Source organism: Streptomyces sp. NPDC028298, assembly GCF_055565895.1.
The window spans coordinates 243148-264338 of the sequence record NZ_JBVHTL010000003.1 but is presented as its reverse complement, the minus strand read 5'-3'; the positions used below and the strand labels follow the sequence as shown (position 1 = coordinate 264338).

Annotated in this window: 14 protein-coding genes and 1 pseudogene; 9 read left to right on the top strand and 6 right to left on the bottom strand. The window is 72.2% G+C overall.

The features are described 5' to 3' along the window. The first annotated feature begins 158 nt into the window (after positions 1-158). On the top strand, positions 159-1922 hold the full coding sequence (locus ACZ4TO_RS16360; protein ID WP_468024787.1) for a SpoIIE family protein phosphatase: 1764 nt from the start codon (positions 159-161) through the stop codon (positions 1920-1922). 350 nt (positions 1923-2272) lie between these two features. Further along, positions 2273-3850 carry a multicopper oxidase family protein gene (locus ACZ4TO_RS16355; protein ID WP_468024489.1) on the top strand — a complete coding sequence of 526 codons (1578 nt, stop codon included), beginning with the start codon at positions 2273-2275 and terminating at the stop codon, positions 3848-3850. A 25-nt stretch (positions 3851-3875) separates the two neighbouring features. Here the strand turns inward: ACZ4TO_RS16355 and ACZ4TO_RS16350 are convergent, their stop codons facing one another. Continuing rightward, positions 3876-4298, bottom strand: a complete 423-nt coding sequence (locus ACZ4TO_RS16350; RefSeq protein WP_468024488.1) for a secondary thiamine-phosphate synthase enzyme YjbQ — start codon at positions 4296-4298, stop codon at positions 3876-3878. A 313-nt stretch (positions 4299-4611) separates the two neighbouring features. Here ACZ4TO_RS16350 and ACZ4TO_RS16345 point away from each other — a divergent pair, with 313 nt between their 5' ends. Beyond that, on the top strand, positions 4612-5700 hold the full coding sequence (locus ACZ4TO_RS16345; RefSeq protein WP_468024786.1) for an NAD(P)-binding domain-containing protein: 1089 nt from the start codon (positions 4612-4614) through the stop codon (positions 5698-5700). Between the two features lie 210 nt (positions 5701-5910). Here ACZ4TO_RS16345 and mltG read toward each other — a convergent pair. Further along, a pseudogene (gene mltG, locus ACZ4TO_RS16340) lies at positions 5911-6744 on the bottom strand (endolytic transglycosylase MltG); the annotation flags it as partial. A 44-nt stretch (positions 6745-6788) separates the two neighbouring features. Continuing rightward, positions 6789-8588 (bottom strand): ABC transporter ATP-binding protein, encoded by a 1800-nt coding sequence (locus tag ACZ4TO_RS16335; protein WP_385039735.1) that lies wholly within the window; start codon positions 8586-8588, stop codon positions 6789-6791. A gap of 132 nt (positions 8589-8720) precedes the next feature. Between ACZ4TO_RS16335 and ACZ4TO_RS16330 the strand changes: the two genes are divergently transcribed. Together ACZ4TO_RS16330 and ACZ4TO_RS16325 are read left to right on the top strand one after the other, a co-directional pair. After that, the gene (locus ACZ4TO_RS16330; RefSeq protein ID WP_382786842.1) at positions 8721-9176 is read left to right on the top strand and encodes a MarR family winged helix-turn-helix transcriptional regulator; all 456 of its coding nucleotides are present in this window, start codon (positions 8721-8723) and stop codon (positions 9174-9176) included. 277 nt (positions 9177-9453) lie between these two features. Next, positions 9454-12399 (top strand): FAD-binding and (Fe-S)-binding domain-containing protein, encoded by a 2946-nt coding sequence (locus tag ACZ4TO_RS16325; protein ID WP_468024487.1) that lies wholly within the window; start codon positions 9454-9456, stop codon positions 12397-12399. Between the two features lie 74 nt (positions 12400-12473). On the opposite strand, the gene ACZ4TO_RS16320 is transcribed toward ACZ4TO_RS16325, so the two are convergent. Beyond that, positions 12474-14183, bottom strand: a complete 1710-nt coding sequence (locus ACZ4TO_RS16320) for a peptide-N4-asparagine amidase (RefSeq protein WP_468024486.1) — start codon at positions 14181-14183, stop codon at positions 12474-12476. A gap of 90 nt (positions 14184-14273) precedes the next feature. Then, a complete protein-coding gene (locus ACZ4TO_RS16315; RefSeq protein ID WP_385039747.1) occupies positions 14274-15023 on the bottom strand; it encodes a L,D-transpeptidase family protein in 750 nt (249 codons plus the stop codon). A 219-nt stretch (positions 15024-15242) separates the two neighbouring features. Between ACZ4TO_RS16315 and ACZ4TO_RS16310 the strand changes: the two genes are divergently transcribed. The 4 genes from ACZ4TO_RS16310 to ACZ4TO_RS16295 all read left to right on the top strand — a co-directional run bounded on the left by ACZ4TO_RS16310 (position 15243) and on the right by ACZ4TO_RS16295 (position 20218). Beyond that, positions 15243-17201, top strand: coding sequence for an ABC transporter transmembrane domain-containing protein (locus tag ACZ4TO_RS16310; protein ID WP_468024485.1), 1959 nt, complete (start codon positions 15243-15245; stop codon positions 17199-17201). Continuing rightward, positions 17198-19222, top strand: coding sequence for an ABC transporter ATP-binding protein (locus ACZ4TO_RS16305; protein ID WP_468024484.1), 2025 nt, complete (start codon positions 17198-17200; stop codon positions 19220-19222). The genes ACZ4TO_RS16310 and ACZ4TO_RS16305 overlap by 4 nt, the downstream gene beginning before the upstream one ends. 213 nt (positions 19223-19435) lie before the next feature. Next, positions 19436-19906: a DUF5709 domain-containing protein gene (locus ACZ4TO_RS16300; protein WP_382786857.1), complete on the top strand. Its 471-nt coding sequence runs from the start codon at positions 19436-19438 to the stop codon at positions 19904-19906. A 36-nt stretch (positions 19907-19942) separates the two neighbouring features. Continuing rightward, positions 19943-20218, top strand: coding sequence for a type B 50S ribosomal protein L31 (locus tag ACZ4TO_RS16295; RefSeq protein WP_385039759.1), 276 nt, complete (start codon positions 19943-19945; stop codon positions 20216-20218). A gap of 113 nt (positions 20219-20331) precedes the next feature. On the opposite strand, the gene ACZ4TO_RS16290 is transcribed toward ACZ4TO_RS16295, so the two are convergent. Next, the gene (locus ACZ4TO_RS16290) at positions 20332-21126 is read right to left on the bottom strand and encodes a metal-dependent hydrolase (RefSeq protein WP_385039762.1); all 795 of its coding nucleotides are present in this window, start codon (positions 21124-21126) and stop codon (positions 20332-20334) included. Positions 21127-21191 lie beyond the last annotated feature (65 nt).

Sequence of the window (21191 nt, the reverse complement as noted above, 5' to 3'; positions counted from 1 at the left end):
CCCGACGGGACAGAAGCGTGACCGAGCACCGCACCCCCCAAGAGGGCACCGCGCCGCCACAGGTCCTCCTGCCACCTGTGGCGGTGACGGACGGCCGCGTGCCACAGACCGACCGCCTCCGGTACCTGGACGTGGCGACGCGGCGGATCGCGCGCGGGATGGATCTGGACGAGACGCTCCGGGAACTGCGGCAGGCCGCCGTACCGGCCTTCGCGGACGCGGTCTTCATCCACCTCGACGATCCGCTGCCGGTGGGCACGGAGACGTCGACGGGACCCGTCGTGCTCCGCCTGCACAGCTCCGAACGGACCTGGCCGGGGGCGACGCACACCGCCACGACGCTGTACGGCGACACGGCCGTGGGCGCCGCCCCGGCCACACGCGTGGGGGCACCCCCGCAGGTCGAGGCGGCCCCGTACCCCGAGGCAGCCCCTCACGCCGCGGCAGCCCTTCACGCCGACCCGGCCCCGTACACCGGCCAGACCCCGCCACCACCGCTCCCCGACATCGCCGAGCGCGTGGAACCGGCCGGCGGCGGCCGGCTCGCGGAGCTGCTGCGGGACGGGCGTCCCGCGTTCGGTGACGCGCCCGGCAACGCGCCCGCCGTCGCCGAACTGCTCGCGGCGGGGACCGTCCCGCCCGACACGCTTCCGCCGGGCCACCGTCTGATCATCGCGCCGCTGCACGGCAGCCATCACGTCATGGGCACGGTCGTCCTGCTCCGGTGCGCCGACCGCCCGGTCTTCACCAGCGACGATCTCCTCGTCGCCTCGCAGCTCGCCACGCACACCGCGCTCGGGGTCCAGAAGGCGGTGATGTACGGCAACGAAGCCGCCGTCGCGGACACCCTCCAGCACACCATGCTCCCGTCGTCGCTGCCGGAGCCCACCGGCATCCGGCTGGCCAGCCGCTATCTGCCCGCCTCCAAGACCGCCCAGGTCGGCGGCGACTGGTACGACGCGATCCCGCTGCCCGGCAACCGGATCGCCCTGGTCGTCGGCGACGTCATGGGCCACTCCATGACCTCCGCCGCGATCATGGGCCAGCTCCGGACCATCGTGCAGACCCTCGCCGGGCTCGACCTGCCCCCGAACGAGGTCCTGCACCACCTCGACGAGCAGGCCCAGCGGCTGGGCAGCGACCACATCGCCACCTGCCTCTACGCGATCTACGACCCGATCTCGCACCGCCTGCTCATGGCGAACGCCGGCCACCCGCCCGCGGTTCTGCTCCACGAGGACGGCCGGGCCGAGGTGCTGGGGGTTCCGCCCGGCGCCCCGATCGGCGTCGGCGGTGTCGTCTTCGAGTCGGTGGAGATGGCCGCGCCCCCCGGGGCGACCCTGGTGCTGTACACCGACGGACTCGTCGAGTCCCGCGACACGGACATCGGCAGCGGCGTCGAGGCGCTGCGCGGCCGTCTCCAGAGCACCGGCCACGGACTCGCCTCGCTGGAGGTGCTCTGCGACCAGGTGCTCGGGACCCTGGGCCCGGGGACCCGGGACGACGACATCGCCCTGCTCACCGCCCGGTTCGACGGCTTCCCGCCGGACAGCGTCGGTTACTGGTTCCTGGCCCCGCACCCGATGACCGCGGGCCAGGCGCGCCGGCTGACCCGCAGGGCACTGCGCCGCTGGGGTCTGGAGTCGCTGGTCGACCCGACGGAACTGATGGTCAGCGAGATCGTGACGAACGCCGTGCGGTTCGCCTCCCGTCCCCTGTCGCTGCGGCTGCTGCGCACCGACGTGCTGCGCTGCGAGGTGACCGACGACTCGCCCCAGGTGCCGAGGATGCGGCAGGCCGGCGCCGGGGACGAGAGCGGTCGCGGCCTCTTCCTCGTCAATCAACTCGCCCTGCGCTGGGGCGCGACACGCGTGAGCAGCGGCAAGGTCGTCTGGTTCGAGCAGAAGATCCCCGCGAAGTAGCCGCCTCGAGGACGGCATCCGGCGCCTTCACCCGCGCCGGCCACCGGCCCTCACCAGCTCCGCCGGCGCCGCCGCGATCCGCATTCGGCTGATTCTTGAGCGATCTCGAACGACGGTCCCGGTGGTTCCGGGGCAGGCATACCCGTCCGGGGTACGGTGGCGGTCCTAGCTCGCAGGAAGTGCTGACGCCCCTGATGACGGTACGCATGTTGCCCTGGGCCCGGCCCGCCGTTCCTCTCCTCACCGCGCACATAGGCCACGTCCCCACGGCACTCCGCGTCCTCGGACGCCGTAAGGCCGTGTGTGGACCGTCCCGAAACGCCTGTCGCGCATCGAGAAGAGGACTCCCCGTGAACAGCATCAACCGTCGCACCGTCCTCGCCGGACTGGGCGCGGCAGGTACCGGCCTGCTCGCCGCCTGCGGCAAGGACGCTCCCAGCACCCCCGCCCTGCTCAGCCCCAACGGACCCCAGGTCGCCCGCGTCGAGAAGAAGCGCGGCGCCACGGGCAGGGTACGAAGCCTCAACGTGACCGCCGCGCCCGCCACCGTCGACCTGGGCGGCGGGGTGACGGCCAAGTCCTGGACCTTCGGCGGGCAGATTCCCGGCAAGGAGATCCGCATCTCCGCCGGCGACACGCTCGAGGCCGAGCTGTCCAACCAGTTGCCCGACGCCACCACGACGTCCATCCACTGGCACGGCATCTCCCTGCGCGGCGACATGGACGGCGTACCGCCCGTCACGCAGAACCCGGTGCGGGCCGGATCCAGCTTCACGTACCGCTTCGTCGCCGACAAACCCGGCACGTACTTCTTCCACCCGCACGTCGGCGTCCAGGTCGACCGTGCCCTGTACGCGCCGCTGATCATCGAGGACCCCAGGGAGCCGCTGTCGTACGACGACGAGTGGGTTCTCGTCCTCGACGACTGGCTCGACGGCGTGACCGGCACGCCCGACGATGTCTTCACCGAGCTCAGTCACGGCATGTCCGGCATGAACATGAAGGGCAGCGGGTCGCAGCAGCCGACGTCCTCGCACCACCCGTCGATGCGGACGTCCCCGTCCGCGTCCGCCGGCGACGGCCCCTCGACGCGGTTCAGGCTGGCCAGTTCCGCCAGCCCTCTGCTCGGCCGTGACGCCGGGGACGTCAACTACCCGTACCACCTGATCAACGGACGGGTGCCGACCGACCCGGCCGTCTACAACGGCACGCCCGGCAGGCGGGTCCGCCTCAGGATCATCAACGCCGGCGCCGACACCGCGTACCGGGTGGCGCTCGGCGGCCACAAACTGACGATCACCCACACCGACGGCTTCCCCGTCGAGCACGAGGAGGTCGACGCCCTGCTGGTCGCCATGGGCGAGCGGTACGACGCGCTGGTCACCCTCGACGACGGCGTCTTCCCGCTCGTCGCGCTGGCCGAGGGCAAGGACGTCTCGGGCATGGCGCTCGTGAAGACCGGGTCGGGCGGCCTGCCGGATCCGGCCGTGCGTCCGAGCGAACTGGACGGCCGCATCGTGACCGCCGGACAGTTGCGCGCGAGCGACGGCGTACGACTGGGGACGAAGGATCCCGACCAGGTCATCCGCGTCAAGCTCACCGGCAGCATGGGCACGTACGACTGGGCGATCAACGGCAAGCGGTTCGACATGGCCGCCCCGACCGCGGACCCGCTGCTCGTGCAGCAGGGCCAGCGGGTCCAGCTCGACTTCGTCAACGCCACGGGCATGTGGCACCCGATGCATCTGCACGGGCACACGTATCAACTCGGCCCCGACGGCGCGCGCAAGGACACGACCATCGTGCTGCCCAGGTCGAAGGTGTCCGTCGTCTTCGACGCCGACAACCCCGGGCAGTGGATGCTGCACTGCCACAACGCCTACCACAGCGAGGCCGGGATGATGGCGCTCCTGGCCTACGGGGCCTGAGTCCGCGGCGCGTCGGGCCGGCCGCTCAGCCGAGGAAGCTCAGTCGCACTTGACGGTTCGGATTGTCCTTGTTCGTGTCCACGAGGCACACCGACTGCCAAGTCCCCAGCTCCAGGGCCCCGTCCACCACCGGCAGGGTCGCGTGCGGCGGGACGATGGCGGGAAGGACGTGGTCGCGGCCGTGCCCGGGACTGCCGTGACGGTGCTGCCAGCGGTCGTCCGCGGGAAGCAGGGAGTGCAGCGCGGTCAGGAGGTCGTCGTCGCTGCCGGCGCCGGTCTCGATGATGGCGATTCCGGCGGTGGCGTGCGGCACGAAGACGTTCAGGAGGCCGTCGCGGCCGGCCGCGACCTCACGGAGGAACGCCTCGCAGTCGCGGGTGAGGTCGACGACCCTCTCCGACGTGCCGGAGGAGATGTTCAGGACCTGCGTGGTGAAGGCATCGGACATGCCTCAATCCTCCCCCATCCACGGGCTCGCGGCCTGTGGCGACTGCGCCTGTCCGGCGGCCGTGGCGAGGGTTCCGGCGGGCGAGGCGAGGAGTCGTCGGCGGCTGAGGCAAGGGGTCCTCTGAGGCTGAGGCGAGGAGTCCTCTGAGGCCGTGGCGAGGGGTCCTCGGCGACTGTGGCGAGGCCTTCGGCGGCCGGTCGTGATCGGCCTTCCGTCGGCTCTCACCGGCACGACGGTCCGTCGGGTGGCTCACAGTGAGGTACCCGACGTCCCCGGCGGGAAGATCCCGGACCCCGGTCCGGTTCGCAGAGACGTGAACAGCACCGGGGTGAACGCGCGCGAGATCGATGTGGTCGTCGTCGGGGCCGGCCAGGCCGGTCTGGCCGCCGCCTACCACCTGCGGCGCACCGGCTTCGAGCCCGAGCGGGACTTCGTCGTGCTCGACCACGCGCCGCATCCGGGCGGCGCCTGGCAGTTCCGCTGGCCGTCGCTGACGTACGGCAAGGTGCACGGGATGCACTCCCTGCCCGGCATGGACCTCCAGGACGCCGACCCGGACCGTCCGTCCTCGGAGGTGATCTCGGAGTACTTCGCCACGTACGAGAGCGCCTTCGGCCTGCCGGTGCACCGGCCGGTCGACGTCAGGTCGGTCCGGGAGGGGTCCGGCGGGCGGCTGCTCGTGGAAGCCGGCGACCGATCGTGGTCGACGCGGGCGCTGATCAACGCGACGGGGACCTGGGACCGCCCGTTCTGGCCCCGCTATCCGGGCCAGGAGACCTTCCGCGGGCGGCAGTTGCACACGGCTCAGTACCCGGGCCCCGAATGGTTCGCCGGGCGGCGCGTGATCGTCGTGGGCGGTGGCGCCTCCGGCACCCAGCATCTGATGGAGATCGCCTCGCACGCGGCCGGGACCACCTGGGTCACCCGGCGTCCCCCGGTCTTCCGCGAGGGACCGTTCACCGAGGAGTTCGGGCGGGCCGCGGTCGCTCTCGTCGAGGAGCGGGTCCGGCAGGGGCTGCCGCCGAAGAGCGTGGTCTCGGTCACCGGGCTGCCGCTGAACGACGCGATCCGTCAGGCGCTGGCCGACGGCGTGCTGGACCGGCGGCCGATGTTCGACCGGATCACCCCGGACGGCGTGGAGTGGGCGGACGGAGCGCGGGTGGAAGCGGACGTGATCCTGTGGGCGACCGGCTTCCGGGCCGCCATCGACCATCTGGCGCCGCTGCGGCTGCGCGAACCGGGCGGCGGCATCCGGGTCGAGGGAACGCGCGCGGTCGCAGATCCGCGGATCCACCTGGTCGGGTACGGGCCCTCCGCGAGCACCATCGGCGCCAACCGGGCGGGCCGGGCGGCCGTACGGGACATCAGGCGGTTGCTGGCGGACGCGCCGGTCGCCGCGTGATGCCCCGTACGAACGTCAACTCGTGGGAACGACCGTGGGATCGGTCGTGGGGTCGACCGTGGGCGTGGCCGTGGAGGGCGCGGCGGAGGTGACCGCGGGTGAGACCTCGGGCGTGATCGCCGGGGTGTTGGCGGGAGAGGCCACGGGCGGGACCGTGGGTGACGCCGGGGACGTGACCGCGGGAGAGGCCGTCTGCGGGAGCGTGAGCGAGGCCGTCGGTGATCCGCTCTTGTGCTGCCGCCGGTTGAACTCCGCCACGTTGCGCTGGTGTTCCTCGTAACGGGCCGTGAAGCGCGTGTCCCCCGGCTTGACCGTGACGAAGTACAGCCAGTCGCCCGCGGGCGGGTTGACCGCGGCGCGCATCGCCGCCTCGCCGGGGTTGGCGATGGGAGTGGGCGGCAGGCCCATGCGCCGGTACGAGTTGTACGGGCTGTCGAGCCTGGTTTCCGCCTCGCTGGTGTTCAGGGTGGAACGGTTGAGCGCGTAGTTGATGGTGGAGTCCATCTGCAGCGGCATACCGCGCGCCAGGCGGTTGTAGACGACGCGGGCCACCTTGCCCATGTCCGCCTCGGTCGCCGCCTCCGCCTGCACGATGCTCGCGACGGTGACCGCCTGATAGACGTTCATCGCGTTGCGCTGCGCGCCCGCCGCGATCGGCGCCCCGTTGAACTTCTTGTTCGCGGTGTCGACCATGAACGTCAGCAGCGACTCCGGGGTCGCCTTGTCACGGATCGGATAGGTGGCCGGGAAGAGATAGCCCTCGGGGTTGCCCCTGGCGTCGTTCGGAAGTTTCAGACGGGCTTTCCCCAGGGACTTCTTGGTGGTTCCCGCGGGGACCCGGAGGGCCTTGTCGACGGCCGCGTAGATCTGTCCGGAGCGCCAGCCCTCCGGAACGACCAGAGACGTCGGACGGGCGTCGTCCCCCATGGTCAGCAGCGGCACCGCCACGGCGGTTGCCGCCACGACGGCGCCGGTCGCGATCAGGGCGACCCGGCCCCGGCGCGTCAGTCGGATCGTGCTCCGTGGCGGAGTGTTCGTCTGCATACGGGGCACGGTAACGCGCTATTGCCCACAAACCCGGCATATCGTCATCTTGTCGGCTCCAGTTGGGCGTCCCGGTGGACGAGCGCGGCGTAGCGCCCCTCCGCCGCCAGCAGTTCCTCGTGCGTGCCGCGCTCGACCGCGCGGCCGGAGTCGAGGACGACGATCTGGTCGGCGCCGCGGATCGTGGAGAGCCGGTGCGCGATGGTGAGCGTGGTGCGGTTGGCCGACAGGGCGTCGATGGCCTCCTGGACGGCGTGCTCCGTACGGGTGTCCAGGGCGCTGGTCGCCTCGTCCAGGATGAGCACGGGAGGGTCGCGCAGTATCGTGCGGGCGATGGCGAGGCGCTGCTTCTCGCCGCCGGAGAAACGGTGGCCGCGTTCGCCGACGACCGTGTCGTACCCGTCGGGCAGCGACGCGATGTGGTCGTGGATCTGGGCCGCCCGCGCCGCCGCGTGCAGTTCCTCATCGGTGGCGTCCGGCTTGGCGAAGCGCAGGTTCTCGGCGACCGAGGCGTGGAAGAGGTACGTCTCCTGGGAGACGACGCCGACCGCGCGCGCGAGGGTGTCGAAGTCCAGGTCCCGTACGTCGACCCCGTCGAGGGTCACCCGCCCGCCCGTGACGTCGTACAACCGGGGCACCAGATAGCTGAGCGTCGACTTGCCGGAACCGGTGGGACCGACGACGGCGAGGCTGCCGCCGGCCGGGACGGTGACGTCGATGCCGTCGAGGATCGGGGCGCCCTTGTCGTCGTAGCGGAACTCGACGTCCTCGAAGCGGATCTCGCCCTTGACCTGGTCGAGGTGGACCGGGTTCTCGGGCTCGGTGATGTCGATGGGCAGGTCGAGGTACTCGAAGATGCGCTGGAACAGCGCGAGCGAGGTCTGGATCTGCACGCCGGTGGACAGCAGGCTGACCGTCGGCCGGAACAGGCCCTGCTGGAGCGAGACGAAGGCGACGAGCGTGCCGATCGATATGGAGGGTCCGCCGAGCTGAAGGGCCACGCCCGCGGTCCAGTAGATGAAGGCGGGCATGCCGGCCATGACGATGCCGATGACGGACATCCGCCAGCGCCCGGCCATGTTCGACCTCACCTCGAGGTCGACGAGCCCCTCGGACTCCTCGGCGAAGGACTTCGTCAGCGAGTCGGCCCGGCCCATGGTGCGCCCGAGCAGGATGCCGCTGACGGACAGCGATTCGGTGACGGTGGCGGCCATCGCCGCCATCTGCTTCTGCCGCTGGGTGGTGATCCTCTTGCGTTCGTTGCCGACCCGGCGGCTGATCCACACGAAGACCGGCAGCAGGAGCAGGGAGACGACGGTCAGGCGCCAGTCGAGGGCCACCATCGCGATGATCGTGGCGACCACGCTGGTGAGGTTGGAGACCAGCGAGGTGGCGGTGGAGGTGACGGTCGCCTGCATGCCGCCGATGTCGTTGGCGATGCGGGACTGGACCTCGCCCGTGCGCGTCCTGGTGAAGAAGGCCAGCGACATGCGCTGGAGACGGCCGTAGACCGCCGTGCGCAGGTCGTGCATCACGCGCTGGCCGACGGTCGTGGAGATCAGCGTCTGCAGGACGCCGAAGACGCCGCTCAGGACGGCGCTCGCGATCATGCCGAGCGCGAGCAGGGTCAGCAGGCCCGTACGCCCTTGGGGGATCGCGGTGTCGAGGATCGCCTTCAGCAGGAAGGGCGTGGCGACCCCCACGAGGGAGGCGGCGCCGACCAGCAGGCCGACGATCGCGAGGCGGCCGCGGTAGGGCCGGAAGAGACTCAGGATGCGGCGCACCTGCCGGGGCTGTTGCTTGTCGACAGGTGGCGGGCTCCAGGTCGGCTGTTCGGGGCGCAATGGACTCCTAGGGAATCGAGAGGACAGGGGTGCCGATGACGACATGGACATCGACAAGGATCCGACGACTGACGGACACCAGCTCATTGTTACCTATACTCACAATGAACGGCATCCTGATATTGTTCCCGCATGAGCACCCCCGATGCCGACGGCCTGCTCGCCGAGCAGTTGCTGCGTCTGACGCGACGCGTGCACCGCATCCAGAAGCGCCATCTGGAGCAGCGCGAGCTGGGCATCACCCCTGCCCAGTCCCGGCTCCTGCGTACCCTCGCGCACTACGCCTCGCCACCCCGCATGGCCGATCTCGCGGAGCGCCTCGAAGTGGTGCCGCGCGCCGTGACCACGCTGGTCGACGGCCTGGAGGCGAGCGGCAAGGTGCGCCGGGTGCCCGATCCCACCAACCGCCGGGTGATCCGTATCGAGGTCACGGACGAGGGGCGCAAGGCGCTGCGCGAGCTGCGCGCCGCGCGCCGCGGCGCCGCGGAGGAGATCCTGGCTCCATTGACGGACGAGCAGCGCGAGGTGCTCGGCGGGCTGCTGGACACCTTGGTGGACGGCATGCCGAGGGTGGACCACCGGTGCTGAACGGGCTCGGGGCGGTGCGCCGCCGCTGAGGCGGCCCGGGACCGGAACGGCCGGGACTGGAACGGCCCGCGCCGGGACGGCCCGCGCCGGGACGGCCTGGACCGGGCGGCCTGGACCGGGCGGCCTGGACCGGAACGGCCCGGACCGGGCGGCCTGGACCGGAACGGCCCGGACAGGGCGGCCTGGAGCGGAACGGCCCGGCCCGGGGCGGTCTCGTCCTGAGCCGACTCGGCGCACCGCCCGCCCGCCGCCGCGAGCGTAGGAGGAGTGGTCCGCTGTGCCTCTGCTGGAGCCCGACCCCGACAGGCTGCGTCCCGGGACGCGCCCCGACGCCCCGGCGGCCGACCGCGTCCCGGAGGACCGGGCCGGCGGGACTCCCGAGCCCCTGCGCGGCGACCTGATCGCCCTGCTCGGCGCCGACAAGGTGCTGACCGGGATCTCCGACCTGGTGCGCTACGCCTCCGACGCCAGCCCCTACCGCTTCGTGCCACGGGTCGTGGTGGTCCCCGAGGACGTCGACGACGTCTCGGCGGTGCTCTCGTACGCCCATGGCAAGAGCCGCGAGGTGGTGTTCCGCGCGGCCGGGACCTCGCTCAACGGCCAGGCGCAGGGCGAGGACATCCTGCTCGACGTCCGCCGGCACTGGACGGGAGTCGAGGTCCTCGGCGGCGGAGCGCGGGTCCGGATCGCTCCGGGCACGACCGTCGCCCGCGTGAACGCCGCGCTCGCCCGGCACGGGCGCGTGCTCGGCCCCGATCCGGCGAGCGCGGTCGCCTGCACGGTCGGCGGCGTGGTCGCGAACAACGCCTCCGGCATGACGGCGGGCACCACCCGCAACGCCTACGTCACCCTGGCCTCGCTCACGTTCGTCCTGCCGTCCGGCACGGTCGTGGACACGGCGGAACCGGACGCCGACGAGCGGCTGTCGGCGGCGGAACCCGCCCTGTGCGCCGGGCTCATGGAGCTCAGGGCGGAGATCGAGGCGGACGCCGCGCTCGTCGAGCGCATCCGGGCCAAGTACGCGATCAAGAACACCAACGGCTACCGCCTGGACGCGTTCCTCGACGGCTCGACGCCCGTCGGGATCCTGCGCGGTCTGATGGTCGGCTCGCAGGGCACGTTCGGCTTCATCTCGGAGGTCGTCTTCGACACCCTGCCGCTGGACCGCCGGGTCTCCGCGGCACTGCTGTTCTTCGGCTCGCTGCCGGCCGCGGCCGCCGCCGTGCCCCTGTTCACCGCCGCCGGCGCCTCGGCCGTCGAGCTGATGGACGGCAACACCCTGCGCGCCTCGGTGGCCGTCGACGGCGTGCCCGGGGACTGGACCGGTCTGCCGGGTCCGACGACCGCGCTGCTCGTCGAGTTCCGCGCCCCGGACGAGGAGGCACTGGAGGCGTACGAGGAGCGGGCACGCGCGGTCCTCGATGAGCTTCCCCTCGTGTCACCCGTGCCCTCGGTCGCGAACGCGTTCACCCGTGACCAGCGGACCGTCGCCGGTTACTGGAAGGCCCGCAAGGCGTTCGTGACGGCCGTCGGCGGCGCGCGCCCGCCCGGCACGACACTGATCACGGAGGACTTCGCGGTACCGCCCGAGCGGCTCGCCGAAGCCTGCGAGGCGCTGCTGGAACTCCAGACCCGGCACGGCTTCGACGCCGCCGTCGCGGGCCACGCCGCCCACGGCAACCTGCACTTCCTGCTCGCCTTCGACGCCTCCCGGCCCGCCGACGTCGAGCGCTACGCGGCCTTCATGGACGCCTTCTGCCGGCTCACGGTCGAACGCTTCGACGGCTCGCTCAAGGCCGAACACGCCACGGGGCGCAACATCGCACCCTTCCTGGAGCTCGAATGGGGGCCCAGGGCGACGGAGTTGATGTGGCGTACGAAGCGGCTGATCGACCCCGACGGCGTGCTCGCCCCGCGCGTCGTGCTCGACCGCGATCCGCGTGCGCACGTACGGGGTCTGAAGACGATCCCGCGTATCGAGGCGATCGCGGCCCCGTGCATCGAGTGCGGCTTCTGCGAACCGACCTGCCCGAGCCGTGACGTGACGACGACACCGCGCCAGCGGATCGTGCTGCGCCGCGAGGTCATGCGCCAGCCCGACGGCTCACTCGTCGGCAAAGGGCTCCTGGAGGCGTACGGGTACGACGCGGTGGACACCTGCGCGGGCGACTCGACCTGCAAACTGGCCTGCCCGGTCGGCATCGACACGGGCGCCCTGATGAAGACGTTCCGGCACGCCCGGCACACGCCGCGCGAGGAGAAGGCGGCCGCACTGGCCGCACGGCACTTCCGGGTAGTCGAGGGCTCCGCGCGCCTGGCCGTCGCCGCCGCGGACCGGATCGGCGGCGGGCCGGTGAACGCCGTGACACGGGCGGTCCGCAGAGTCGTGCGCCCCGATCTCGTGCCCGAGTGGCTGCCGGGCATGCCCGGAGCGGCGCCCTCCGCCCTGCCCCGCACCGCGCGCGTGGGTGCCGCCGCCGTCTACTACCCGGCCTGCGTCAACCGCATCTTCGGCGGCCCGGGAGAGGTGTCCCTCGCGGAGGCCGTCGTCGCGGTCTCCGCACGCGCGGGAAGACCGGTGTGGATCCCGGACGATGTGCGCGGCACCTGCTGCGCGACGATCTGGCACTCCAAGGGGTACGACGCCGGCAACGCCGTGATGGCCGACCGCGTCGTCGAGGCGGCCTGGGGGTGGACCGCGGGCGGCAGACTGCCGCTCGTCGTGGACGCCTCGTCGTGCGCGCTCGGCATCGCGCGCGAGGTCGTACCGTATCTGAGCCCGGACAACCGGGAGTTGCACGCCGAGCTGCGGGTCGTCGACTCGGTCGTGTGGGCGGCGCGGGAACTCCTCCCCCGCCTCACGGTGCACCGCACGCTCGGCTCGGCCGTCCTCCACCCGACCTGCTCCATGCGGCACTTGGGCGACGAGGCCGAGCTGCGCGCGGTGGCCGAGGCCTGCGCGGACGAGGTGGTCGTTCCCGACGACGCCGGGTGCTGCGCCTTCGCGGGCGACCGCGGCATGCTCCACAGGGAGCTCACCGAGTCGGCCACCCGCGAGGAGGCGGCGTACGTGACCTCACGCGCCTTCGACGCGCACCTGTCGGCCAGCCGCATGTGCGAGATCGGCATGGATCACGCGACGGGCCGCTCGTACCACTCCGCCCTACTGGCACTTGAGCACGCGACCCGCCCCGGCGCCGGACCGGCCGACCGGTCTCCCTGACGTGCGGCCGCAGACCGGAGCGGGCGCCAGGGCGGCGGCACGCGCCTCCACGCCGCCGCTCGGGCACCCTTTGCTCAGCAGCGGGCGCGGTCCCGTGTGAGCGTCCCTTGCACGGTCACCAGCGAGCGGTCGTAACACCCGGCCGAACCGTGGCTCCGATAGCGCTCGCTCGTCGTGGCGACCGCGTGACGCTGGTCGCGCGGCACACCGGTCGTGTAGGTCGCGTCGCCCGTGTAGGTGTCGTCGAGCCGTGACCATGCGGTGGGCCGACCACCCGAGTCCTCGTTCGCGGCGGCCCGGTCGCCGAGCGTCAGCACGGTCCGCAGCCGGCCGTCCGGGCCGAGGGTCGTCGTGCCGTCCATCGTGTACGTGCGCCGGGTGCGCGTCGTCGTGGCGGGTCCGCGTCCGTCGACGGTCACGACCTCGTCGTCGGTCCACCTCGCCTCGATGCCGTCCGTGTCCTCGCCCTCGGTCCAGCGGTGCGTGGAGGTGTTGGCGAGCTCCCGGCCGACCGTCGTGAGCACCCGGCCGTGCGAGGTGTCGACATAGCCCGCGACCGTCAGCCGGTGCCCGCCCACGGTGTCGACGCGGTGCTCCGAACCGGGTGTGTACGTGGCCGAGTCGGTGAGGTCCCCCTCCTCGGACCGGACGAGCCCACCGCTCACCCGGGCCCGCCCCGGGTCCTGCCGGACGAGCACGTTGACGGGCAGACTCCATCCGGACTGTCCCTCGGGAACGCCCACGACGGAGACGTCGATCCGGTGCGGACGCCCGTCGTCGAGGACTCCGGCGAACGGGGTCAGGTCGTACTCGATGGGCCGCACCGCGAAGGCGCGGGGTCCCGGAATCACGTACCAGAGGAAGGGGTTGGACCAGCCTCCGGTCCACACGGTCGGGAACGGCTCGGCGATGCCGGCGAGCCGGCCGTCGACCTTGATCTGCACCTCGCGGTAGGCGCCACCGGCCGCCTTGCAGGAATACGGCGCCTCGTCCGGGACCGTCATGTACCAGACCTCCTCGCAGCCGCCGCCTGACCCGGTCGCGTACACCTCGGCGATCACGCGCTCACTGTTGCGCGGGGTGGTCAAGGTGCCGTCCTGGAGGGTCAGCACACGGTCGGGCGTCACGGCGGGCCTGCCGGTGAAGAAGGTCAGCGTGGCCTTGACGTCGAGAACGCCGGTGTAGGTGTCGTCGACGACGTTCCCGATGAGCATCTCGACGTCCTGGCTCCGCCGGAACGTGTCGCTGTAGCGCGTCACGTCCGTCTCGACGGACCACTCGATCCCGTCGGGCGACGGCTCGGGCGTGGACGTACGGAGAATCTCCACCCCGCCGACGTGCAGATAGCCGAGACGGTCGAACTGCCGCCCCTTGACCTTGCCTTCGAGCCGGAGCACGACCTTGCTCCAGCGGTCGCCGCAGCCCTTCGGCGGGATGTAGGTGCCGGTGTAGGGCGTGAAGTCGCGGAACTGTGCCTCGGCGACCGTCACTTCGCAGGACTTCCCGGCCGGCCGGCCGACGGGTGGGGCGGCGGTGAGCGGGTCGTGCCAGTCGCTGCCGAACTCGGCGGGCACGTCGCCCGATTGGACGGCGGGAGCCGAGGCGCTGTCCGCGGCGGACGCGGTGGAGGCCACGGACGCGGTGGGGGCCACGGATGCGGTGGGGGCCGGGAACGGGCGATCCGCGACGGGCGCCGTGGCCGCCGGAGCCGGGGCCGCCCCGAGGAGGGTGCTCGCGGCTAACAGCAGCCCGGCGAGCATGGACATGATGACCGGTCTCTTCATGTGCGGTGTTCTACGGGGCGGTCGAGCCGTCCGCAATGGCGCACCGTCGGCCCCGGCCAACACACATGGGTGCGCCAGGGCGTGTCCGTCCTAGGCCTTCAGATCCGCCTTGTCACCCATCAGCACCACGGGATGCTGGTCCGGGTCGAGGGTGCGCAGAAGGTACTCCATGCCTTCCTTGGGCAGACTCACGCACGCCGACGTGCCACTGCCGTGGTCCATGTGCAGCCAGATGCCGCCGCCCTTCTCGTCTCCCCAGGGCCGGGTCGGATCGTCCGGAGGATTGCCCTCGAGGCGGTTGTAGTCGATGGCGATGACGTAATCGAAGTCGTGCCAGTACGACTCGGGCCAGTCGTGCGGAGCCTGGTACGTCTCCGACTGCGAGTACGGCAGCAGGGCACCCGGGTCGTCGAGCACGCCACCGGCGTCGCTGAGCGTGAACACACCGACGGGGCTGCGCTTGTCGTCCTCGTGATGGTCGGTGGTCCAGCCCTTCTTGCCGTTGTGCGCTGCCCAGCTACGCGTCTTCTCCCAGGCCGTACCGGACTTCGTGAACAGCACGGCCGTGGACTCCGCGGAGTCCTTGCCCTCGCCGTACACCGCCAGCACCTGCCGCGAGTCGGAGGGGATCTCCCGCTGCAGCCGGTCACCGACGTCGGGGATGCGTGTCGGGTCGACCGCGGGCGCACTCGTACGAGCGACCTCGCCGCGGGCCCCCGAGTGGCCCTTCCCACCGCTGCCGCTTCCGCCCTCCGCGCCACCGCAGGCCGAGAGAGCGACCACGAGGGCCCCGCAGGCCATGGCCGCGAGCCCCGTACGCATCGCACCGTTCTTTCGCATGCCGTCCATCCTCGCATCACGTATCGGGCGAATCGCCCTTCTCTCCCGTACCGGCCAGTCGCGGCCACCCCGGTCCGGTTCCTTGCCACGGGACGTAAAACCGTTTGCCTTCGACCACACTGCGGCGCGAACCTGTCACGGTTTGCTGCCGGCCCCGGCCGGACGGCCCGCCGACATCCGGAACCCTCTCCATCGCCTTACACGAGCCACTGGGACGTCATGCAGATCCAAGACCTTCCGTATCCCGACCCGGGTGTGCCCGACGCACGCTCAGGTCCCCGATTCCTGTGGTGGCTCGGGCGGAATCAACTCGGCGGACAGTTCAAGGCCCTGGCCTGGGGTCTGCTGCACTTCCTCGCCGTCTGCGCGCTGCCGTTCTGCGTCGGTCTCGCCGTCCAGTCCGTCATCGACCGCTCGGGCACCCGGCTCGCCCTGGCCGGCGCGATCATGGTCGTGTGCGGCGCGGGCATCGCCGTCGGCGAGCTCATGCTGCACCGCACCGCGGTCACCAACTGGATCACCGCGGCCGCGCGCGTTCAGCAACTCCTGGCCCGCCGAACCGCGCTGCTGGGCTCCGCGCTCACCCGGCGCGTCGCGGCGGGCGAGGTCGTCTCCGTCTCCACCGGCGACGTCGAGAAGATCGGCTGGTTCGTGGAGGGCGTGTCCCGGTTCTCGGCCGCCGCCGTGACCGTCGTGGTGGTCTGCGTGGCCCTGGTCGTCTACCAGCCGGCCCTCGGCGTGATCGTCGCCGTGGGCGTACCGGTGCTGGCGGTGGCCGTCCTGCCGCTGCTGCCCCGGGCCACCCGGCGTGCCGACCTCCAGCGGGAGAAGGCGGGACGTGCCACCGAGCTGGCCTCCGACACCGTGGCGGGCCTGCGGGTACTGCGCGGCATCGGCGGCGAGGAGCTCTTCCTCGACCGCTACCGCCGCGCCTCCCAGGAGGTGCGCCGGGCCGCCGTGCGCAGCGCGCGCATGTGGTCGATGATCTCGGCGATCCAGGTGCTGCTGCCCGGTCTGCTGATGATCGCCGTCGTCTGGCGCGGTGTGGAGCTGGCCCGGAACGGCCGGATCGAGGTCGGTGAACTGGTCACCGTGTACAGCGCCGTCATGCTGCTCACCTACCCTTTGCGGCATTTCGAGGAGATCGCCATGGCGTACTCCTTCTCCCGTCCGTCGGCCAAGCGGGCGGCCCGGGTGCTGTCCCTGGAACGGGCCATCGACAGCGGCGGTTCCCTCGCCGCGGAGCTGCCGCGCGGCGACCTGTACGACCCTTTGACCGGTCTGCTCGCTCCGTCGGGCCGCTTCACCGCCGTGGTGTGCGGGGACCCGGACGCGGCCGGACTCCTGGCCGAACGGCTCGGCGGCCACCCCTCCGAGCGGAGCGACGAGGGCAGCGCCGAGGACGGGGCCGGGGACGGGGCGAGAAGCACCTCGGTGGTGCTCGGAGGCGTACCGCTGGACGAGCTGCCCCTGGAGTGCGCCCGCACCGCCGTCCTCGTCCAGGACAAGGACCCGGTCCTGCTGTCGGGCACGCTGCGCGAACTGCTCGACGTGCCCGCGTCGGGTCTCGTGAGCGCCGAGGCCGCTCTGTCGGCGGCCCAGTGCGGTGACGTCCTGGACGCCCTCACCCAGGGCTCGCTCGACAGTGAGGATCCGATGGACGCGCGCGTCACCGAACGCGGGCGCTCCCTGTCCGGGGGCCAGCGCCAGCGGCTCGCGCTGGCCCGGTCCCTGATCACGGACCCGGAGGTGCTCGTCCTGGACGAGCCGACGTCCGCCGTCGACTCGCACACCGAGGCCCGCATCGCCGACGGTGTGCGCTCCCTGCGCACCGGGCGCACGACCGTGGTCTTCACCTCCTCACCGCTGCTCCTGGACCACGCGGACCGGGTCGTCCTCGTCCACGAGGGCGAGGTCGTCGCGGTCGGCGCGCACCGCGAACTGGTGCACAGCGAACCGCGATACCGGGCCGTGGTGACCCGCGAGACCGAGGAAGAGGCCGCCACCGGGGCCGCCGCCAAGGCTGCAGGCCGAGCCGAGCTCGTCGCGACGGCTCCTGACGCCGAGGCCGCCCTCGGCCCGGTGGGCGTCAACGACGAAACCGCTCTCGGCACCGTGACCGCCGACGACGAGGCCGTTCTCGACGGCGTACTGGAAGAGATCGAGGAGACCGCATGATCGGCGTGGCCCCACCGGCGTACGACCCGGCCGCCCCGACGACGGCGAACACACTGCCCGTCGGCGCGCCCGCGACCGTGCGTGCCTACGTGACCGAGTTGTTCCGACGGCACCGCGGAGCCTTCCTGCTCCTGGTCGCCGTCAACACCGTGGCCGTCGTGGCCTCGATGGCCGGGCCCTATCTGCTGGGCTCGGTCGTCGAACGCGTCTCGGACCAGGCGCGCGACCTCCATCTGGAGGCCACCGCCGCCCTCTTCGTCGTCGCGCTCGTCGTCCAGGCCGTGTTCGTCCGGGAGGTCCGGCTGCGCGGTGCCATGCTCGGCGAGCGGATGCTGGCCGACCTGCGCGAGGACTTCCTCGTACGGTCGGTGGGTCTGCCGCCCGGCGTCCTGGAACGGGCCGGGACGGGCGACCTGCTGTCCCGCATCACCACCGACATCGACCGGCTCGCCAACGCGATGCGCGAGGCCGTCCCGCAACTGGCCATCGGCGTGGTGTGGGCGGCCCTGCTCCTCGGCGGACTCGCCGTGACCGCCCCCGTGCTCGCTCCCGCCGTCCTGGTGGCCGTCCCGGTGCTGGTGATGGGCTGCCGCTGGTACTTCAAGCGTGCACCCGCCGCCTACCGCTCGGAGGCGGCCGGCTACGCCGCCGTCGCCGCCGTCCTCGCCGAGACGGTCGATGCCGGGCGCACCGTCGAGGCGCACCGCCTGGGCGGGAGCCGCATCGAGCTGTCGGACCGCCGCGTGCGGGAATGGACGGCGTGGGAGCGCTACACGCTCTGGCTGCGGTCGGTCCTCTTCCCGGTCGTCAACATCACGCATGTGACGGTGCTCTGCTCGGTCCTGATGATCGGCGGCTGGCTCGCCCTCCAGGGCTGGATCGGGGTGGGCCAGCTCACGACGGGTGCGCTGATCGCCCAGATGCTCGTCGACCCGGTGGGACTGATCCTGCGCTGGTACGACGAGCTGCAGGTCGCCCAGGTCTCGCTGGCCCGGCTGGTCGGGGTGCGGGACATCGAGCCGGACGCGGGCGACCCTGCTGTGAAGCCCGAGGGACGCGACGTCCACGCCGACCGGGTGCACTTCGGCTACCGCGCGGGGGTGGACGTGCTCCGGGAGGTCTCCCTGGCGGTGCCGCCAGGCACCCGGCTCGCCCTGGTCGGCCCGTCCGGCGCGGGGAAGTCGACCCTGGGCAGGCTGCTCGCCGGAATCTACGCGCCCCGGGACGGCCACATCACCCTCGGCGGCGCCGAGCTGTCCCGGATGCCCGCGGAGGAGGTCCGGGCGCACGTCGCGCTGGTCAACCAGGAGCACCACGTCTTCGTGGGCTCCCTGCGCGACAACCTCCTGCTCGCCGTCCCCCAGTCCCGGCGACACCAGGACGAACAGCACGATCAAGAGCAGGCTCAGGGGAAGAAGCAGGGACGGAGGCAGGTGCAGGAGCAGCGGGTTCCGGCACCGGCCGCAGGCGCGACGCCGGCCCCGGCTCCGGACGCGGGTACGGCTCCAGCCCCGGCTCTCGCTCTGGCTCCGGGTGGGGCCGAGAGTCAGGACGGGACTCCAGCGCCGTCCCCGACCCAGGCTGCCCATCCGGCCGAAGGCGCCGACTCCGTCGACGCCCGGCTCTGGGCCGCTCTCGGCGCGGTCGACGCGGCCGGCTGGGCGCGGGCGCTGGACGACGGTCTGGACACCGAGGTCGGCTCGGGCGGGTTCGCGCTCACCCCGGCCCAGGCGCAGCAGATCGCGCTGGCCCGGCTGGTCCTGGCCGACCCGCACACCCTGGTCTTGGACGAGGCGACCTCGCTCCTGGACCCGCGGGCGGCCCGCCATCTGGAACGCTCGCTGGCCCGTGTCCTCGACGGCCGCACCGTCATCGCCATCGCCCACCGTCTCCACACCGCTCATGACGCGGACGTCATCGCCGTCGTCGAGAACGGCCGCATCAGCGAGCTCGGCAGCCATGACCAACTGGTCGCGGCGGACGGCGCGTACGCGGCACTGTGGAGGTCCTGGCACGGGTGAGCGGGGCACCCCGCCGGGGTCTGTGGCGCTGCTGGTCGGCCGCTGTGGCGTTGCGCGGTGCCGAAGGGGGGTGGAAGGCTGGATGTGGGCACCCGCTCGGGGGACTCCCGGGAACCAACCGGTTCGCGGGAAGCGACGCCTGTGTCCTCGGGTCCGCGCGCCCACCGTCGAACACGGTGGCTCCGGTCCCGTCCGCACCCCCTGGAGGTACCTGTGGACAGCGCCGACGGATGGGGAGACGACGTCTACCAGCCCGACGGATCCGAGGTGCAGGACGACGCGGGGCTGCTCGACTCCGAGGACACACTGGTCACAGACGGTGTGAGTGACCCCCTGGACCGCGGCTGGTCGCCGCCGGAACGGCCGTGGGCGGTGGAGCACAACGGGGTGACCGCCTCGGAGCGCCGTGCGGGCGAGACCCTGGACCAGCGCCTCGCCGACGAGCTCCCCGACATCGCCGGATCCGACGGCGACGGCATCGGCGACTGCGAGGGCACCGACGGTGAGCCCATCGACAACGAGGTGGGCGCCCTCCGCTCGGGCCGTCTGGTGGCCCCGAACGAAGGCGCGCACGAGGACGAGGAGAGCGGGCTCATCGCCACGGACATCGGCATCGACGGTGCCGCAGCCTCGGCGGAGGAGGCCGCGATGCACATCGTCGACGAGGACGCCGTGTCCGGCTGACCCGTACGCCTCCCGTTTCCTTCCCAAGGAGTCGCCATGCAGCAGGACAAGCAGCCCGACTACCGCCCGGTGGTGTTCCGCGACCGTGCGGCCGGCTACGCCTTCCTCACGCGCTCCACCGCCACGAGCGACCGGACCATCGACTGGGACGACGGCGAGACCTACCCGGTCGTGGACGTCGAGATCTCCTCCGAGAGCCACCCGTTCTACACCGGCAAGGCCCGCACGGTGGACTCCGAGGGCCGCATCGCCCAGTTCGAGCGGCGCTTCGGAGGCGGAGAGCAGGGGTCCGGCCCCGGCACCGACGGCTGACCACGACGGCGTCGGGGGCGGCGACGGGCGCGGGCGCCCTCCGTCGAGCAGAAGGCGCCCGTACGGCCTCGAAGGAGCCGCGCGACCCCGATGCGGAGCGGGCGGCGCGGGACTCAGATGAAGTTCAGCGCGGCCGCGCAGCCCACGGCGCCCAGCACCATGAACACCGGCGTCAGCACCTTGAGCTCGACCCAGCTCCCGGCCCGGAACCGCATCACCTTGGGCGGGCCTATCGGGTACCAGCGCTTGCGGCCGACCGGGATGGGCCACAGGATCGGGCAGCCGGACACCGTCAGCGCGTCCCCGATGTCGTGCACCAGGGCGCCGAGGATGATCGGCAGTCCGAGCCACAGGTACTCCTGGCCCGGAGCGGAGAACAGCCAGTCCGCGCCGTTGCCCGGCTTGTCCAGGGTCTGCGCGAGGATCCACGAGCTCGTCGCGGCGAGCAGCCAGACCAGGACGTTGCTGCTCGAACCGCGGGCGGCCCGCCACAGCAGACCCTCGATGGCGAGCACCATGTGCACGAAGAGGATCCCCAGGACCGCCCACCGGCCGCAGGTGATCGCCAGCAGTGCCGTGCCCGCTCCGATCGCGACCGCCCACACCCAGGTGTGCGTCAGTGTGCGGTGCCCGCCGTTGCGCCGGGGGTCGCCCGGCTTCCTGGTCCCCTTGTATGCGGCGTAGGAGAGCTTGTCGACGATCTCGCAGAGCCTGCGTGACACCGGTCCGAAGGCGTTCGAGATGGTCGCGGCCTTGTGGTCCAGGTCCGGGGCGAGAGCGGCGCCGGCGCAGATCAGCGCGCCGACGAGCAGGACCGGCCAGGGCATGGCATGGCCGGCTGCGGCGGCCGCCGCTCCGACGCCGAGCCAGGCCGCGGCCCCCGACAGTGAGTGTGCTGGTCCCATCATGGCCGTTCCCCGCCCCATTTCTCTTGCAACGCTGTCCAGTTGCCCGTGCACGCTGACGCGTCACC

What these genes read in the sequence shown, in the direction of transcription:
- ACZ4TO_RS16360 (WP_468024787.1), top strand. Translation starts at nt 159, where the DNA reads ATGGATCTGGACGAGACGCTCCGGGAACTGCGGCAGGCCGCCGTACCG.
- ACZ4TO_RS16350 (WP_468024488.1), bottom strand. Translation starts at nt 4,298, where the DNA reads ATGTCCGATGCCTTCACCACGCAGGTCCTGAACATCTCCTCCGGCACG.
- ACZ4TO_RS16330 (WP_382786842.1), top strand. Translation starts at nt 8,721, where the DNA reads ATGAGCACCCCCGATGCCGACGGCCTGCTCGCCGAGCAGTTGCTGCGT.
- ACZ4TO_RS16320 (WP_468024486.1), bottom strand. Translation starts at nt 14,183, where the DNA reads ATGAAGAGACCGGTCATCATGTCCATGCTCGCCGGGCTGCTGTTAGCC.
- ACZ4TO_RS16315 (WP_385039747.1), bottom strand. Translation starts at nt 15,023, where the DNA reads ATGCGAAAGAACGGTGCGATGCGTACGGGGCTCGCGGCCATGGCCTGC.
- ACZ4TO_RS16310 (WP_468024485.1), top strand. Translation starts at nt 15,243, where the DNA reads ATGCAGATCCAAGACCTTCCGTATCCCGACCCGGGTGTGCCCGACGCA.
- ACZ4TO_RS16305 (WP_468024484.1), top strand. Translation starts at nt 17,198, where the DNA reads ATGATCGGCGTGGCCCCACCGGCGTACGACCCGGCCGCCCCGACGACG.
- ACZ4TO_RS16295 (WP_385039759.1), top strand. Translation starts at nt 19,943, where the DNA reads ATGCAGCAGGACAAGCAGCCCGACTACCGCCCGGTGGTGTTCCGCGAC.
- ACZ4TO_RS16290 (WP_385039762.1), bottom strand. Translation starts at nt 21,126, where the DNA reads ATGATGGGACCAGCACACTCACTGTCGGGGGCCGCGGCCTGGCTCGGC.